Origin of the sequence: Devosia sp. WQ 349K1 (assembly GCF_016595685.1) — a bacterium.
Classification (GTDB): domain Bacteria; phylum Pseudomonadota; class Alphaproteobacteria; order Rhizobiales; family Devosiaceae; genus Devosia.
Genome location: NZ_JAENGO010000001.1, coordinates 138,527 through 154,489, shown reverse-complemented (window position 1 = coordinate 154,489; position 15,963 = coordinate 138,527). Strand labels below are relative to the sequence as shown.

15 protein-coding genes are annotated in these 15,963 nt (G+C 58.1%); 10 read left to right on the top strand and 5 right to left on the bottom strand.

Annotation, left to right across the window (positions count from 1 at the left end):
* Window positions 1-6: 6 nt before the first annotated feature.
* Window positions 7-654 carry a YoaK family protein gene (locus JHL21_RS00610; protein ID WP_200211272.1) on the top strand — a complete coding sequence of 216 codons (648 nt, stop codon included), beginning with the start codon at window positions 7-9 and terminating at the stop codon, window positions 652-654.
* Here the strand turns inward: JHL21_RS00610 and JHL21_RS00605 are convergent.
* Together JHL21_RS00605 and JHL21_RS00600 are read right to left on the bottom strand one after the other, a co-directional pair.
* A complete protein-coding gene (locus JHL21_RS00605; protein ID WP_200211271.1) occupies window positions 651-2,132 on the bottom strand; it encodes a SulP family inorganic anion transporter in 1,482 nt (493 codons plus the stop codon). The two genes, JHL21_RS00610 and JHL21_RS00605, sit on opposite strands and share 4 nt — an antisense overlap.
* A 115-nt stretch (window positions 2,133-2,247) precedes the next feature.
* Window positions 2,248-2,493: a DUF2798 domain-containing protein gene (locus tag JHL21_RS00600; RefSeq protein ID WP_169193827.1), complete on the bottom strand. Its 246-nt coding sequence runs from the start codon at window positions 2,491-2,493 to the stop codon at window positions 2,248-2,250.
* A gap of 540 nt (window positions 2,494-3,033) precedes the next feature.
* On the opposite strand from JHL21_RS00600, the gene JHL21_RS00595 reads away from it, so the two are divergent.
* The 6 genes from JHL21_RS00595 to JHL21_RS00570 all read left to right on the top strand — a co-directional run bounded on the left by JHL21_RS00595 (window position 3,034) and on the right by JHL21_RS00570 (window position 9,309).
* Window positions 3,034-3,963, top strand: a complete 930-nt coding sequence (locus JHL21_RS00595) for an ABC transporter permease (RefSeq protein ID WP_199530356.1) — start codon at window positions 3,034-3,036, stop codon at window positions 3,961-3,963.
* Entirely contained in the window at window positions 3,960-5,132 is a 1,173-nt protein-coding gene (locus tag JHL21_RS00590; protein ID WP_200211270.1) for an ABC transporter permease, read from the top strand. Before JHL21_RS00595 ends, JHL21_RS00590 begins: the two co-directional genes overlap by 4 nt.
* Window positions 5,129-6,133 (top strand): ABC transporter ATP-binding protein, encoded by a 1,005-nt coding sequence (locus tag JHL21_RS00585; RefSeq protein WP_200211269.1) that lies wholly within the window; start codon window positions 5,129-5,131, stop codon window positions 6,131-6,133. The genes JHL21_RS00590 and JHL21_RS00585 overlap by 4 nt, the downstream gene beginning before the upstream one ends.
* Window positions 6,130-7,152, top strand: coding sequence for an ABC transporter ATP-binding protein (locus tag JHL21_RS00580; RefSeq protein WP_200211268.1), 1,023 nt, complete (start codon window positions 6,130-6,132; stop codon window positions 7,150-7,152). The genes JHL21_RS00585 and JHL21_RS00580 overlap by 4 nt, the downstream gene beginning before the upstream one ends.
* A complete protein-coding gene (locus JHL21_RS00575; RefSeq protein ID WP_200211259.1) occupies window positions 7,149-8,729 on the top strand; it encodes an ABC transporter substrate-binding protein in 1,581 nt (526 codons plus the stop codon). The genes JHL21_RS00580 and JHL21_RS00575 overlap by 4 nt, the downstream gene beginning before the upstream one ends.
* Before the next feature lie 61 nt (window positions 8,730-8,790).
* A complete protein-coding gene (locus JHL21_RS00570) occupies window positions 8,791-9,309 on the top strand; it encodes a peptidylprolyl isomerase (protein WP_200211257.1) in 519 nt (172 codons plus the stop codon).
* A gap of 18 nt (window positions 9,310-9,327) precedes the next feature.
* On the opposite strand, the gene JHL21_RS00565 is transcribed toward JHL21_RS00570, so the two are convergent.
* From JHL21_RS00565 to JHL21_RS00555, 3 genes are all read right to left on the bottom strand, one after another.
* Entirely contained in the window at window positions 9,328-10,338 is a 1,011-nt protein-coding gene (locus JHL21_RS00565; RefSeq protein ID WP_200211255.1) for an NADPH:quinone reductase, read from the bottom strand.
* A gap of 17 nt (window positions 10,339-10,355) precedes the next feature.
* On the bottom strand, window positions 10,356-12,089 hold the full coding sequence (locus JHL21_RS00560) for a gamma-glutamyltransferase family protein (RefSeq protein ID WP_200212226.1): 1,734 nt from the start codon (window positions 12,087-12,089) through the stop codon (window positions 10,356-10,358).
* Between the two features lie 128 nt (window positions 12,090-12,217).
* Complete coding sequence (locus JHL21_RS00555; RefSeq protein WP_169193820.1) at window positions 12,218-12,706, bottom strand: Lrp/AsnC family transcriptional regulator; 489 nt, start codon at window positions 12,704-12,706, stop codon at window positions 12,218-12,220.
* A gap of 173 nt (window positions 12,707-12,879) precedes the next feature.
* Here JHL21_RS00555 and JHL21_RS00550 point away from each other — a divergent pair, with 173 nt between their 5' ends.
* The 3 genes from JHL21_RS00550 to JHL21_RS00540 all read left to right on the top strand — a co-directional run bounded on the left by JHL21_RS00550 (window position 12,880) and on the right by JHL21_RS00540 (window position 15,962).
* Window positions 12,880-13,932: a PotD/PotF family extracellular solute-binding protein gene (locus JHL21_RS00550; RefSeq protein ID WP_200211253.1), complete on the top strand. Its 1,053-nt coding sequence runs from the start codon at window positions 12,880-12,882 to the stop codon at window positions 13,930-13,932.
* A gap of 61 nt (window positions 13,933-13,993) precedes the next feature.
* Window positions 13,994-15,070, top strand: a complete 1,077-nt coding sequence (locus tag JHL21_RS00545) for an ABC transporter ATP-binding protein (RefSeq protein WP_200211252.1) — start codon at window positions 13,994-13,996, stop codon at window positions 15,068-15,070.
* Window positions 15,063-15,962, top strand: a complete 900-nt coding sequence (locus JHL21_RS00540; RefSeq protein WP_199530348.1) for an ABC transporter permease — start codon at window positions 15,063-15,065, stop codon at window positions 15,960-15,962. Before JHL21_RS00545 ends, JHL21_RS00540 begins: the two co-directional genes overlap by 8 nt.
* Window position 15,963 lies beyond the last annotated feature (1 nt).

The following is a 15,963-nucleotide window of genomic DNA, read 5'->3' as shown; positions in this document are numbered from 1 at the left end:
ACACCAATGACTCCGGCGAAACACCTCATCCTCGGAATGGTGCTGACCGGAGCCGCAGGATTAGTCGACGTTGTCGGCTTTATCGAACTGGGCGGCTATTTTACGAGCTTCATGAGCGGCAACACCACGCAAGGGGCTGCCGCTCTCTTTAACGGCGAATATTCGGTCCTCGCCCTGACCTTGACGCTCATCGCGCTTTTCTTCTTGGGCAGCACCATTGCGACGTTTCTGGCCACAGCACAGACCCGATGGTCCTCAGCTTTGGTGACCGGTTTCACCGCTTTAGCCGTCGCAGCGGCGCTCGGCCTCATGGTGGCAGGCGTTCCACCCGAACAATCTCTTTTGCTGTTATCGCTGGCCGCTGGCGCGCAAAACGCCATTCTCCCCGCACGTGGCACGGTGCGCCTCGGCGCCACCTTCGTCACTGGAACGCTCTATGTGGCGGGCCAGGATTTGGCTCTTGCACTTCGCGGAAAAAGCCCCAAATGGCGCTGGCTGCAACATATCGCCATTTGGTTCGCCTTATTTGGCGGCGCAGCATTGGGGGCAATGTTCTATAGCCACATGGGCATCCGAACCCTGTTCATCGCCCTAGCGGTCTATAGCGCTTTCTTCCTCACCCAAACGATCCGCGCCGCCCGTTCCCGAAATTAGTTTTCGAGCAAAATGTCTGGATTCTTGGTGTGCTTCGCGCCCAACTCATCGACGATGGTCGCGCTGGCTTTATTCATCCCCGAGATTTGAACCTGCGTGCCAAGGGAACGGAATTTGGCTACGACCTTATCGATGCTGGCGACGCTGGAAATATCCCAGATATGAGCGTGGGTGAGATCGATCACCACGCGTTCCAGCTTTTCGGCGAAATCAAACGCCCCGACAAAACGCTCCGCTGAGGCAAAAAAGAGCTGACCTTCGACGTGATAGATCCGCGTGGTCTGGTCGGCACTCAATTCCGAACGCACTCCAAAAATCTGCGCGATTTTCCAGGCGAAAAACAATCCCGATAACAAGACCCCAACCACGACGCCAATGGCGAGGTTATGGGTGTAAAGCACCACAGCAACCGTCGCGAGCATGACAATCGAGGAGGACCGCGGATGATCCTTCAAATTACGCACTGACCGCCAATCAAAGGTCTCGATCGATACCATGATCATGATAGCCACAAGCGCAGGCATGGGGATAACTTTGAGCAAGTCCCCAGCAGCGACCAACAAAACCAGCAGATAGAACCCTGCAAGGAATGTCGAAAGGCGGCCGCGCCCACCGGAGCGAACGTTGATCCCGGACTGGCCAATCATGGCACATCCGGCCATTCCGCCGAAAAACGCCGACACAATGTTGGCGATACCCTGCCCGAAGGTTTCCTGACGTTTTGAGGAATTCGTATCGGTTTCCTCATCGATAATCTGTGCCGTCATCAGGCTTTCGAGCAAGCCAACAGCCGCCACGCCCACCGAATAAGGCAGGATGATCAGGAGGGTTTCGAGGCTTAGCGGAACATCGGGAATGAGTAGATTTGGTAAGGCATTAGGCAACTCACCAATATCTCCGACATAGCGAATGTCTAAGCCTGCGAAATAGGCCACCACCCCAATGATGAGAATTGTTGCCAGCGGCGATGGGATCGCCGTGGTCAGGCGCGGGAACAGATAGATGATGACCAGCGATATCGCGATCAGCGGATAGGTGAGCCACGGCACGCCCACGAGATGGGGGATTTGCGCCATGAAAATCATGATGGCGAGGGCATTTACAAAGCCGGACATGACCGACTTCGAAACGAACCTCATGACGTTTTGCAGGTTCAACCACCCGGCGACCAACTGCAGAACCCCGGCCAAAATAGTCGCCGCCAGCAGATAATTGAGCCCATGGTCGCGCACCAGCGAGCCCATCAGGACCGCTGTCGCGGCCGTCGCTGCCGAGATCATCGCCGGACGCCCGCCGAAAAAAGCGATGACGATGGAAATCACCACCGACGCGTATAGCCCGACTTTCGGATCCACGCCGGCAATCATCGAAAACGCAATGGCTTCAGGGACTAGCGCGAGCGCAACGACCAGACCAGACAAGAGGTCCGCCCGCACATCCCGCACCCATTCGGCGCGGTAGTTGGCGAAATTAAACATGCAAAAACCGGATTGGCCCGAGGGCAGAGGACGAGAATTTGCCCCGCTTATACGGTCGAGCCAGCGCCCCCACAAACAAAAAAGCCGGAGCAGAGCCCCGGCTTTCTTGGCAAAATTAGTGCTGCGGAGCAGCGCCACCCTGCTTGTGTGGCGGGGCGAACTTGAAGGCAATTTTGAAGGCAATCGGATTGATAATGCGGGTCCAGATGAACGCCAGCGGCCAAGCGATGAAAAACATTTTTGGCCAATGGCTTAGGAAGTCTGTTCCGGCAGTGATGAAGCCGAGCGAACCCGACATCACAAAGGCCATCATGAAAGTCATGCTTAGCTGCAGAACCAGAGTTGTCTTTTTCGGAAGCATGCGCCTCTCCAATACAAAATGCACCAGCCCGGACCTAGGCCCTTGCCGTGCAAACTAAAAATCTAATGGAGCCGTTGGGACGCAGTGCGACGAGTACTGCAAAAGCAGCGCCGGGATACCCAACCGGCGACCTCAATATCGGCAGAGGGCCGTTATACACCGTCCACCAGAGCGAGGCACCCCGAGAGCTGGCAATGCTCTTATGCGCTGCCGGGGCTTCCCTTTTAGGCTGAATCAATAGCAATGCTTTGGAATAGCGGCCCTTTTTGCGTGCTTGGGGCTAAGCGACCACAGTGGCACCAATTGGCCTCATATGGGCGTCTTGCTGGCCTTTAAGGGCCGCACGATGGGCGCCGTCTTGGCATCTGGGGTGGCGCAGACACCGCACTGTTGTGCAGCGCGACTGCCAATAAAGACGGCCTAGCAGCAACATCAATTTCCTACGTTGCGCTGAAAAATTAGATTGATTTTCCAGCAAGCTACTGCTGATCTAGTAGGGTAGATCGGCCCTCGAAATTTCTGAATTGGAACAGACGACCAATGCAGTCGTATATATTGCAACGTCTGGGCATGATGGCGCTCACGCTTTGGGCCATTATAACTTTGACTTTCTTCCTCATGCATTCCGTTCCTGGTGGTCCGTTCGTTTCTGAGAAGATGCTTGCGCCGGAAATTGCCGCCGCGCTGAATGCCAAATATGGCCTCGACCAGCCGATCTGGCAGCAATATCTCAACTACCTCGGCGGAATGCTGCGGCTCGATTTCGGGCCTTCGTTTAAATACCCCGGCGTTTCCGTGAACACGATGATTGCATCGGGCCTACCGGTCACGCTGCAGACGGGCCTCTTGGCCGTTATCTGTGTTGTAGCATTGGGTGTGCCGCTGGGGATTGTTGCGGCGCTGAACCGCAATCGTTGGCCGGACACGACAGTGATGTTCATCGCCACGCTCGGCGTTGCCATTCCGTCTTATGTGATTGCCACCGTATCGCTTTATGTCTTCGCGCTACGCCTCGGCTGGGTTCCGACCTTTGGTCTGGATGACTGGCGCGGCTACATTCTGCCGGTCTTTGCTCTATCGGGCTTCTGGATTTCTTTTGTCTCGCGGCTGACGCGCTCGTCGCTGCTGGAGACGCTTGAACAGGACTATATGACCACGGCGCGCGCCAAAGGCCTGCGGCCGGGTCAAATCCTGATCAAGCACGGTTTGCGCAATTCGCTACTGCCTGTCGTCACCGTGCTCGGGCCTGTTGTCGCCAATCTGATCACCGGCTCTTTCGTCATAGAGCAGATTTTCGCCCTGCCCGGCATTGGCCGTCAGTTCGTGCTGTCGATTACCAATCGCGATTACACGGCGATCATGGGCATTACCATTTTCTACGCTGCCATTCTTATGGTCATGATCCTCATTGTCGACCTGCTCTATGTCTGGCTCGACCCACGCATCAAGTTGAGCAAGGCCAAAGCATGACCGAGATTTCTCCCGATATGTGGGCCAAGCTTCCGCCGGAAGCGCTGGCCGCGCCGGTTCAACCACCCGCGCCGACCTATGGTCAGGAAGTGCGCCGCCGCCTGCTCGCCAACAAGCTTGCTGTCGCCAGTATCGTCTTCATCATCGCTTTGGTCTTGGCCGCATTTTTTGGCCCGATGCTGTCGCCGCACACCTATTACAAGCAAGACCTCAAGCTCGCGAATATTCCGCCCGCTTTTGAAACCTATGCGCTGACCAATGCCGAAGGCGAAACTGCGCGCGTGTTCCTCAACGCCTCAAACTTCAACATCTATGAGGTCGACGAGAGTGGGTTTGTGCTGGGCCTTGTGCGGGGCGAACGGCGCGACATGATCAAGAAGCAGCAGGCCTTCGAAATCGGCGGCCAGCCCATTACGCTTGATTATAGCAAGCTCCCTGCCCGCATTCTGCTTGAAGATGGCACGGAGCTAAGACCGTCCGGCTGGAGCTGGAACCGCACCTATCTCTTTGGCACGGATCAGCTTGGTCGCGATATTCTCGTGCGCCAGCTTTATGGCGCGCAGATCTCGCTAACCGTGGCCTTTGTGGCGACGCTGGTGAATTTCTTCATCGGCGTGTTTTACGGCGGCATAGCCGGTTATGTCGGCGGCCGGGTCGACGCGGTGATGATGCGTATTGTCGAAATCATCTCGACCATCCCGCTGACGCTCTATGTTGTCCTGCTGATGGTGGTGTTCAACTCCGGTCTGCTATCGATCATTATCGCGATTGGTTCAGTGTTCTGGGTGGACATGGCGCGCATTGTGCGGGGCCAAATCCTCTCGCTCAAAAGCCTCGACTATGTGGCGGCGGCCCGCACCATGGGCGCGTCTCCGGCGCGGATTTTGACGCGCCACCTGCTCCCCAATGCGCTGGGGCCAATCATTGTCACGCTGACCATGCTGATCCCGTCGGCCATTTTCATTGAAAGCTTCATGAGTTTTATTGGCCTTGGCGTGACGCCACCCTTGGCTTCCTGGGGTTCGCTGACATCGGAAGCTGTCGAAACCTTGCGCGCCTATCCGCACCAATTGTTCTTCCCAGCAGCTGCCATTTCGCTGACCATGTTCGCCTTCAACTTCCTTGGCGATGGATTGCGCGATGCACTCGACCCGAGGTTGAGCGCATGACCCAGCCCATTTTATCGGTCAAAGACCTGACCACATCGTTCTTTACCCGCCGCGGCGAGGTGCAAGCGGTGCGTGGCGTCAGCTTTGACGTGCGCCCCGGAGAAATGCTCGGCTTTGTCGGCGAAAGCGGCTCCGGCAAGTCGATTACCTGCATGTCGGTGTTAAAGCTGCTCAAGGCCGGTGGCCGGATCAAATCGGGCTCGGCCCATTTTGAGGGCCAAGACCTGCTCAAACTCGACGAAGCAGAATTGGCCGATATTCGCGGCGACCGGGTCGGCGTTATTTTCCAAGACCCTATGACCTCGCTCAACCCAACGCTGAGCGTGGGTGAGCAGGTGATGGAAACCATTCTGCGCCACCGAAAGGCGACCCGCGCCGAGGCCCGGGCGCGCGCAATCGAACTCTTTGAATTGGTGCGCATCCCTTCGGCGGCCACTCGGCTCAAGTCTTATCCGCATGAGTTTTCAGGCGGAATGCGTCAACGCGTGATGATCGCCATGGCGCTGGCCTGCGACCCGAAACTGCTGATCGCCGATGAGCCAACAACGGCTTTGGACGTGACGATCCAGCGGCAGATTTTATCGTTGTTAAAAGACCTGCAAACACGTTTGGGCATGTCCGTCATTCTGATCACGCATGATCTCGGTGTTATCGCTGAAGTGTGCGACCGGGTGCTGGTGCTCTACGGCGGCATGGTGATGGAAACCGCCAATGTTCGGGATCTGTTTGCGGCTCCAGCACACCCCTACACCCTCGGGCTAATCGGCGCGGTTCCGGACCTGCGCGATGATAGCCACCAGCGTTTGACGCCAATTCCAGGCAGCCCCCCCAATATGCTCGCTCCGCCGCCCGGCTGCCCCTTCGCACCACGCTGCCCCCACGCCATGACCCAATGCGTCGCGGCCCTGCCCCCGCTGTTTGGCGATAGCCATCAAGCCCGGTGCTGGCTGCAACACCCCGAGGCCCCCAAGGTCGCAGGACTGCATGAGGTGGTCGCATGACCCAGCCTCTCCTCTCGCTGCGCAATCTCAAGAAGCATTTTCATCTCCCGGCTCCACCATTCACACAGGCCCCAATCCTGCGCGCGGTAGACGGCGTGGACTTGGATTTGATGAAGGGCGAAACCCTCGGCCTCGTCGGCGAATCCGGTTGCGGAAAATCCACATTGGCTCGGACGGTGATCCGCCTGCATGAGCCGACCTCTGGCAGCCTGATCTTTGACGGGCAGGACGTTGGCGCATTGCCTGAGCGGCAGTTGGCAAAGTTCCGGCGTCGCGTGCAGATGATCTTCCAAGACCCCTATGCCAGCCTTAATCCGCGCATGAGCGTTGGCGAGCTGATCGCCGAACCGCTGGAAATCGCGGGTGTCGGCACGCCGGCTGAACGACGGGCTAAGGTCAGCAAACTGCTGGACCGTGTTGGCCTGCCTACCGACGCCGCTGCGCGCTTTGCCCATGAATTCTCGGGCGGTCAGCGCCAGCGTATCGGCATTGCCCGCGCTATCGCGCTTGAGCCGGATCTCGTCATTTGCGACGAGCCGATCTCGGCGCTGGACGTTTCCGTTCAGGCGCAGGTGGTCAACATGCTTGAGGACCTGCAAGACGAACTCGGGCTGACCTATCTTTTCATCACCCATGACCTCTCGATGGTGCGCCACATCTCGGACCGCATCGGGGTTATGTATCTGGGCAAAATTGCTGAATTGGCGCCGAGCGCCGATCTCTATCATCGCCCGTCGCACCCCTATACGCGGGCGCTGCTCTCGGCCATTCCCGTGCCTGACCCATCGGTGACCCGCAAGGTTGAGCCGATGCAGGGCGAAATTCCGAGCCCACTCGACATTCCCACTGGCTGCCGCTTCCGCACCCGCTGCCCGCTCGCCACTGAGCTATGCGCGAGGATCGAGCCGCCACTGGTTGATATTGGCGGAGGCCATGTCTCCGCCTGCCATTTCGCCAAGGAATTGGCGGACAGGCCAAACGAGGTCTTTGCGACCTCACAACAGGAGAGAACGTCATGAACAAGATGCTTCTGCCGATGATAACGGCAGCGCTGCTGGCGACGACTGGGGGAGTCTTCGCTGCTGGGGAATTGACCTATGTGGTCAACAACGAAAGCGCTAAATACGATCCCGGTACCACTGCGGAAACCTTTGCAGCACCGATCATCGGCAACACCTTTGAAGGCCTGATCCGCTACAGCCCAGAAGGCGAAGTCATTCCGGCACTGGCCGAAACCTGGGAAATTTCTGAGGACGGCCTCACCTATACCTTCAAGCTGCGCGACGCCAAGTGGTCGGACGGCGAGGCGGTAAAGGCTTCGGACTTCGTCTATGCGTGGAAGCGCGTGCTCGACCCAGCCTCCGGCGCGATGAACTCGCAGATGCTCTACCACATCGTTGGCGCTGAAGAGGCTTACAACGGTGGCGACGCTGGTGCGATTGCCGTATCCGCGCCAGACGACAAGACCCTCACCTTCACGCTCAAGCAGCGCGTCCCCTATATGATGCAGCTCTTGAACTACCCGGCATTCTACCCGGTGCGTGAGGACGTTGTTTCGGCTGACCCTGAAGGCTGGACCCGCAACCCGGCGACCTTTATCGGCACCGGCCCGTTCCGCGTGACCGCGTTCAATCAGGGCGAGTCCGTCGTCTTTGAAAAGAACCCGAACTATTACGACGCCGACGCTGTCAGCCTCGATAAGCTCACCTTCCGCCTGATCCCAGATCCAGCAACCGCGCTTGCCGCTATGGAAGCTGGTGACGTTGACGGCATCGAAGCTGTGCCATCGCCAGAAATTCCACGCCTGTCGGTTGAATCGGATGCCTTCATGGTCGTTCCGGCGCTGGGCACCACCTATGCGTTCTTCAACCCGAACCAAGCCCCACTCGACAATCTGAACGTGCGTAAGGCCCTCTCCATGGCCATCGACCGTTCGGAAATCATCGAATTCGTGCTGCAGTCGGCTGACACGCCAGCGCTAGGCCTCGTACCACCCGGCATGAGCCTTGGCGGCGAAGACTATACCGACGGCCGCGACACCTTTGGTCTTTCGGAAACGGCAGACGTTGAAGGCGCACAGGCCGCGCTTGCTGAGGCAGGCTATCCGAATGGCGAAGGTTTCCCCTCGACCGTCTTTGTGACCTACACTTCCCCACCGATCGAAAAGCTGCTCGAAGCTATTCAGCAGATGTGGAAGGAAAATCTCAACATCGACGTCGAGATTCAGGCCACCGAATGGCAGGTGTTCTATCCAGAAGTGCAGAAGGTCGAGTACCAGATCGCACAGATGGGCTGGGGCGCTGACTATCCGCACCCAATGACCTTCCTCGACAACTTCGTCACCGGTTCGGCCAACAACCTCAACAACTGGTCGAATGCCGAATATGACGCTGAGATCGAAGCGGCAAAGCAGGCAACCGATGAAGCCGCGTCACGCGACCATATGCGTGCGGCTGAAGCGATCCTGATGAACGACCATGCCATCCTGCCGCAATATCATCGTTACAACTACATGATGATGAGCCCGCAGGTGTCTGGCTTCTGGCGTTCGTCGCTGAACGTGCCGTATTTCCGCGACGCAACCATCGCTGAATAAGTGCTCAATGCCCTCGCCGCTCTTTCGGCGGGGGCACCCATTCTCTTGAAAGTCATTGCATATGATTAAGGTCCGCGTCGAAACCGAGCAGGGCAATTTCACCCTAGGCCTAGAGCCGGAGCGGGCTCCGATCACGACAGAGAATTTTTTGGCCTATGTGGACGGCGGGCACCTCGACGCGGCGCGCGCCTATCGGGTTGTGACGCTGAGCAACCAAGCGCCGGAGCGTGACCCGAAAATCGAAGTCGTCCAGATGGGCATCGATCCCAAGGATGACCAGCCGCAAATCTTCCCACCCATCGCCCATGAGCCGACCTCTGTGACAGGAATAAAGCATCAGCACATGACGGTGTCGATGGCGCGCCTTGAGCCGGGAACGGCGACATCGGAGTTCTTTATCTGCATTGGCGATCAGCCAGAGCTGGACTTTGGTGGCCGACGCAACCCGGATGGTCAGGGCTTCGCTGCCTTTGGCAAGGTGATCGAGGGCGAAGACATTGTGATGAAGATTTTCGCGACCGCTGAGTCGACCGAATATCCGCAGAGCCCGGTGTCAGCGCAAAAATTCACGCGGGTTTAGTTCGCGCCCCGGTGTGTCTCAGACGAGGCACACCACATTGCCAGGCTGCTTTGGGGCTTCTACGGCTTCATGCGCATCGGCAATTTCGCGGAGGGCGAAGGTCGCAGCGATGGTTGGACGAAGCTGCCCCATCGAGAGCGCAAAGTTGATATCCGCGAGCCCACGCATACTGTCGGCCTCCGAAATCATAAAGATCGGCGCGAGCCGAATATGGGCATTGGTGAACTGAAGCGGATAGTAAGGGATGGCCGGGGTACGGTCGGATGGCGAGGAATAGCTGGCGATCTGACCGCCGAGTTTCAGCACGGCAGCGTCAATGGCAGCGTTCGCGCCGAAGTCAACTTCGATAATGCGATCAACGCCTTGCGTGGCAATGTTACGAACGCACTTCACCACATCTTCGGTCTTGCGGTTGATGATGTGGTGGGCTCCAGCCGCACGTGCGACCTCGGCTTTTTCTGGCGAAGAGACTGTCGTGATGACGGTCGCGCCAGCGGCTACGGCGAACTGCACGGCCAGCTCGCCAACAGCGCCTGCCCCGCCTTGCACGAGGACGGTTTTGCCGGTGACCGGACCATCGCAGAAGGTGACGTAATGCGCGGTACGAGCGGGAATGCCGAGGCAGGCTCCAACCTCAAACGAGACATTATCGGGCAAAGGCACGACATGGGACAGCGGCAGGCAGCTGTAGGTGGCAGCAGTGCCTGCTTCCGGGCCCGAACCGCCATAAGAGGCAGCGCCTTGCGCGTTAAACACCCAGACGCGGCGACCGACCCAATACTCTGGGACACCGGCACCGACGCATTCGACCACACCCGCGCCATCGCTGTGTGGAACGATGGGTTGAGCAGGAGGCGTTGTGCTGCCCCAGCCAGAACGCTTTTTGACGTCTGACGGGTTGATGCCGGAGGCGTGGATGCGGACAACGACCTCACCCTGTTGGGGTGTTGGACGGACTTGTTCTGAAAACTTCAAAACGTCACGCGCAGGACCAAAACCTGCATAGCTCGCGGCAATCGGCTGGGACATGTCGGAAAAATCTTTCATCAGCGGCCGATGGCATAGCCCTGGGAGGTGCGTGGGTCTGCACCGCCCTTGAGGATGCCGTCCTTCTGCGAGACCGCACAGAGGCGACCTTCGGACCAGACAGGACCGACAACGACGTCATGACCACGGTCGCGCAATTTAGTGACGGTGGCTTCCGGCATCTGCCCATCGACAACGACGGTGTTGGGCTTAGCGGCGCGTGGCCAGAACGAGCTTGGGAAGTGATCCGTGTGCCAGTTAGGCGCTTCGATGGACTGCTGCAGGTTGAGCCCCGAGACCGCGTGGCGGAGGAAGAGTTGCAACGACCACTGATCTTGCTGATCACCGCCCGGCGTGCCCCAAGCCATATACGGCTTGCCATCACGATGGGCGAGCGAAGCCGACAGTGTTGTGCGCGGGCGCTTATAGGGCGCAATCGTGCTCGGCAGACCGGGCTGGAGCCAGAACATTTGAGCGCGCGAGTTGAGCGGGAAGCCCAGCTCAGGAATGACCGGCGAGCTCTGCAGCCAACCGCCGCTTGGGGTCGCAGAAACCATATTGCCATGACGATCCACGACACAGATGTGGCAGGTGTCGCCACGCTCGGCTGGTGGAAGAGCCACTGTTGGCTCACCAACGCCGAGGATCGGAGCAACAGTGGGTTCGCCTGCGCCCGCCGCGGCCTTGGTCTCGCGTGTGCGAATGGCGGCGAGATGCGCCTCCCAAGCAGCGTCGGTTTGGATACCGGGCTGCAAATCCAAAGACGCGGTTTCACCCATGAGGCGGCGGCGTTCTTCGGCATAGGTCTTTGAGAGCAGGTGTTCCATTGGAACATCGCTGAATTTCGGGTCGCCATAGGCGGCCTCGCGGTCGGCGAAGGCGAGCTTGCCGGCTTCGAGGATCAAGTGGATGTATTCATCGCCCGAAGGATCCATGTCTTCGAGGGCAAAGCCGTCGAGCAGCGACAATTGCTGCAGCATGACCGGCCCCTGGCTCCATGGGCCGGGCTTAAAGACTTCAAAGTCCCGGAACTTTAGCGACAGTGGCTTTTCGTAGTTGGCTTCCCAACGCCCCATATCGTCGGCGGTAAGAAGACCCTTGTGCGGGACGCCGTCGACATCGAGGACATCGCCGGATTGGCTGAAGCGATCCATCGCCTCAGCGACAAAGCCCTTGTACCAAGCGCGACGCGCGGCCTCGATCTGGCGATCACGATCGCCGCCCACGGCCTCGGCCTCAGACAGGATGCGCTCATAGGTGTCGGCCATGACCGGATTGCGGTGCATGGTGCCCACTTGCGGCAGATCACCATTCTTGAGGTAGACATCGCGCGAGCCATGCCAATGGTTCTCAAAGACGGTCCGCATCCCGGCCACAGCTGAATTGATGCGCGGCAAAACAGGAATGCCATTGCGGGCATAGTGAATAAGCGGCTCGAACACATCGCGCAGGCGCATGGTGCCATGATCGCGTAGCATCACCAGCCAAGCGTCGAAGGCGCCGGGGACAACAGTCGCGAGAAGGCCGGAGCCGGGAATAAGATCAAGGCCAAGATCGGTAAAACGTTCTGGCGTCGCCGCGCCGGGTGCCACGCCCTGCCCGCACAAAACCTCAGTCTGCTCGGTGCGCGCATTGTAAAAGACAATCGGCACTTCACCCGCCGGGCCATTCAAATGTGGCTCAACAGCTTGCAGGGTAAGACCACCGGCAACCGCAGCATCGAACGCGTTCCCGCCACGCTCAAGAATGGACATTGCCACGGCGCTGGCGATCCAGTGCGTGGACGAGACCACCCCGAAGCTACCAACAATTTCAGGACGCGAAACGAAACTCGGTTGGGTTGGAGACAACAGACAAAGCCTTGAGAAGTTGAAGTTCAGAACTAGTCCTGATCGGACTCGAGGTATTCAAACCAATCGCCCCAGGTCCAGGAGCTCTTGGTGACCTCAGCAATTTGGAAAGTGTCGGTGCTGGTCACTGCAGGGGCAACCTTGGGCACCACTTCCGACACGAACCGATGGAGATCTGCCACATCCTTATGGAGGGATTGTATCATCACATCGGCTGGACCAAAGGACAGACCAACAAAGCGAACATTGCTTTGCTGGCCCAGAATTTCGGCTGTCTCGCGCGTGTGTCCGGGCTTTACCCGTAGCAATGTCATCGCTGACACCCCAACGCCCAAAGCAATAGGGCTACCCACCAGGGTCACGCGAATAAGGTTTTCGTCTTGCAGGCGCGTGAAGCGCAACCGCACCGTCCCCTCCGAGACGTTTAACTGTCGCGCGATTTCACGAAATGAAACCCGACCATCTTTCGCCAGCAAGGCGATGATGTCTTGATCAAGCTGATCCAAAACCACTTTTTGCATCCCGCATCCTCCCTGCAATAAAATTACGCATTTCGCATCATTCTGCAAACTCATTCTTGACTATGCGCAATTTTCGTATCGTATTTATACGAGATGCGCAGTGCGTGCCCCACGCGCCGCGCATTCAAAAGGGTCGGGAGACGTGAGTACACGTCCCCATACGGAGACTAAGTATGATACGTATTGCAGCGCTGACGGCAGCACTCCTTGGCGGCGTAGCCGTCGCTCCCGCCGTATTTGCCCAAGACAAGACCGAAGTTACCTTCTTCATCTGGGCAGGTTCGAACCAGGGCGTTGTCCCTACTGAAATTATTGAGGCATATCGCGCCGCGAACCCGAATGTGACCATCAACATTCTGGAATCGAACAACGCGATCACCTACCCGCAGATGGTCGCGGCCCGCCGCACCACCCCGGACAATCCGCTGGTTCACTGCGGCTTCTTCAATGCTGACGCCATCACCAAGGGCGACGCAGAGGGCATGTGGGATGTTCTCGACGTAGCAGCTGTTCCAAACCTCACCAACGTCATGGAAAACTTCCGTCGCGCTGAAGACCGCGGTGTTGGCTACCAGATGAACGCTGTCGGCATCCTCTACAACAAGGATGCGGTTCCAACCCCACCGACCTCGTGGGCCGACCTTTGGAGCGAGGCCTATGAAGGCCGCGTGACCATGTTCGACTACGACACCCGCATGATGGCCGTGGCTGCAAAGCTCAACGGCGGTGACGAATTCAATATCGATCCAGGCTTCAAGGTCTGGGCAGAAAACGCCAAGAACTTCCGCGCGTTGGTTGATTCCAACGACGCCGTGAAGAACCTGCTGGTGAGCGGCGACGCTTGGGCTGCGCCATGGTTCTCCTCGATCTCCAACGTATGGATCGAAGAAGGTGGCCCATTTGCCTTCGCAGTTCCAAAGGAAGGCGCGATCGCGTTCCCGAGCTACCTCGCTATCGTTGACGGTTCGGACGAAGCTGAAAAGGCCGTCTGCGCGTCGCTGATCAACTCGCTGCTCGAAGCTGAAAACGCTGGCCGCTACGGCGATCTGACCTCGTCCATCCCGGTTGTGTCCAATGCTGTTCTCACCGAAAAGCAGAAGACCAATCCGATGCTGCAGCTCAGCCTGGCTGAGGAATCCATTGTGTTTGACTACGGCCACATCGGCGAAGTGACGCCTGATTGGCGTCAGCGCTGGGATCGTGAAGTCAAGGTTAACATGCGTTGATCATGAGAGGGGCGCTCTGCGCCCCTCCGCATGTTTGCCGTGCATTCCAAGCGAGTTACGAATGAATTTTGACGTCGAGTTCCAAAATGTCAGCAAGGTTTTCGCTGACTATCTTGCGGTAGACGACATCTCGTTTTCTGTGCCCAAGGGTAGCTTCTTCTCCCTTCTCGGCCCCTCCGGCTGCGGGAAGACAACAACTTTGCGCATGATGAGCGGGTTCGAATGGCCAGATAGCGGCCAGATCCGTATTGCGGGCAAAGACATGCACAATGTTGCAGCTTACTCGCGCCCCACCAATATGGTGTTCCAGCGCTGGGCGCTGTTCCCCCATATGACCGTCGCTCAGAACGTCGCCTTCGGCTTGGAAGTGGCAAAACTCGAGCGCAACGAAATTCGTAAGCGTGTCGCCGATGCGCTTGAAATGGTTAGCCTTTTGCAGATGGCAGAACGCAAGCCACGCCAGCTTTCGGGTGGCCAGATGCAGCGTGTGGCCCTTGCCCGCGCACTGGTCAACAAGCCTGAGGTTCTGCTGCTCGACGAGCCGCTCGGCGCGCTCGATTTGAAGCTGCGTCTGCAAATGCAGATGGAGCTCAAGCGCATCCAGCAAGAAGTCGGCACCACCTTCATCTACGTGACCCATGATCAGGGCGAGGCATTGACCATGTCTGACCAGATCGCCGTGATGAACAAGGGCAAGATCGACCAGCTCGCTTCGCCCCAAGAAATCTACGACCGCCCGTCGACCCGTTTCGTCGCCAGCTTCATTGGCAACACCAATTTGCTGCCCGTCGAAATCCTGGAAGTCTCCGGCCAAACCGCAATGGTCCGTGTCGGCGAAGCCAGCTTTGCCACGCCAATCGGCCAGATCGGCAATGGCAAGACCGGTGTCGTATCCGTCCGTCACGAACGCGTCCGCGTTGGAGATGCTGCTGCAAACGCGCAGGTGCGCCTGTCGGGTCTCGTCAAACAGACCGTGTTCTCAGGCTCCTCGATCCTCGTCACGGTTCAAATTCAGAACACCCCAATCGACCTAACGGTCGAACTCCACCACGATGGTACCAGCGCTGCCCCTGCGGTTGGGACCATCGTGGCCCTTGGCTGGGAGGGGGCGGCAACGACGCTTTTCGGCGATGACTGATGCCGTCTCCAACACCTCGGGCAAGCTGGCGATAACGCCAGCAAAGCCGCCTTTCACCCGTCGCATCATGCCCTGGCTCCTGCTGTCACCGGTTATGATCGTGATGCTGGGTGCCTTCGTAATGCCGCTGCTGACCTTCTTTCAGTACAGCTTCTACCGCTTTGAGCGGGGTCGCCTGATTGAGGATTTCAGCTTCGACACCTATATCGAGTTCTTCACGGACTCCTATTACCACATGGTCATTCTCGACACGCTCAAGATGGCCTCAGTGACGACCTTTGTGTCGATCGTGATTGGCTATCCGCTGGCCTATGCGCTCTGGCGCATGCAAAAGCCGTGGATGCAGAAGTGGTTCGCTGTGATCATCTTCTCGCCGATCCTCGTTTCGGTCGTCGTGCGCACCTATGGCTGGACCGTGTTGCTGGCCGATCAGGGCCCGATTAACTGGTTCTTGCAGCAGATCCTGCAGTTCCCTGAGCCGGTCCGCCTCGTGTTCAATCTGACCGGCGTCGTCATCAGCTTGACGCATGTGTTCCTGCCGTTCGTTGTCTTCCCGATCTTCTCGGTGATGCAGCGTATCGACCCAAACCTGCGCGAAGCCGCAATGGACCTTGGTGCCGGTTGGTGGACCACATTCCGTCGCGTCACCTTCCCACTCACCCTGCCCGGCCTAGTTTCTGGTGCGCAAATCGCTTTTACCCTAGCGCTTGGCGCTTTCGTGACGCCACAGATTTTGGGTGGCGGCCGCATCCTGATCCTGCCGCTGCAGGTCTACACCGCGACCACCGAAATCAATTGGCCGCTTGCCGCTGTTGGCGGCATCGCACTGCTCGGCTTGGCTATGATCACCGTGATGATCTCCAACCGCTTGCTGCGCTTTAGTGAGGTATAGT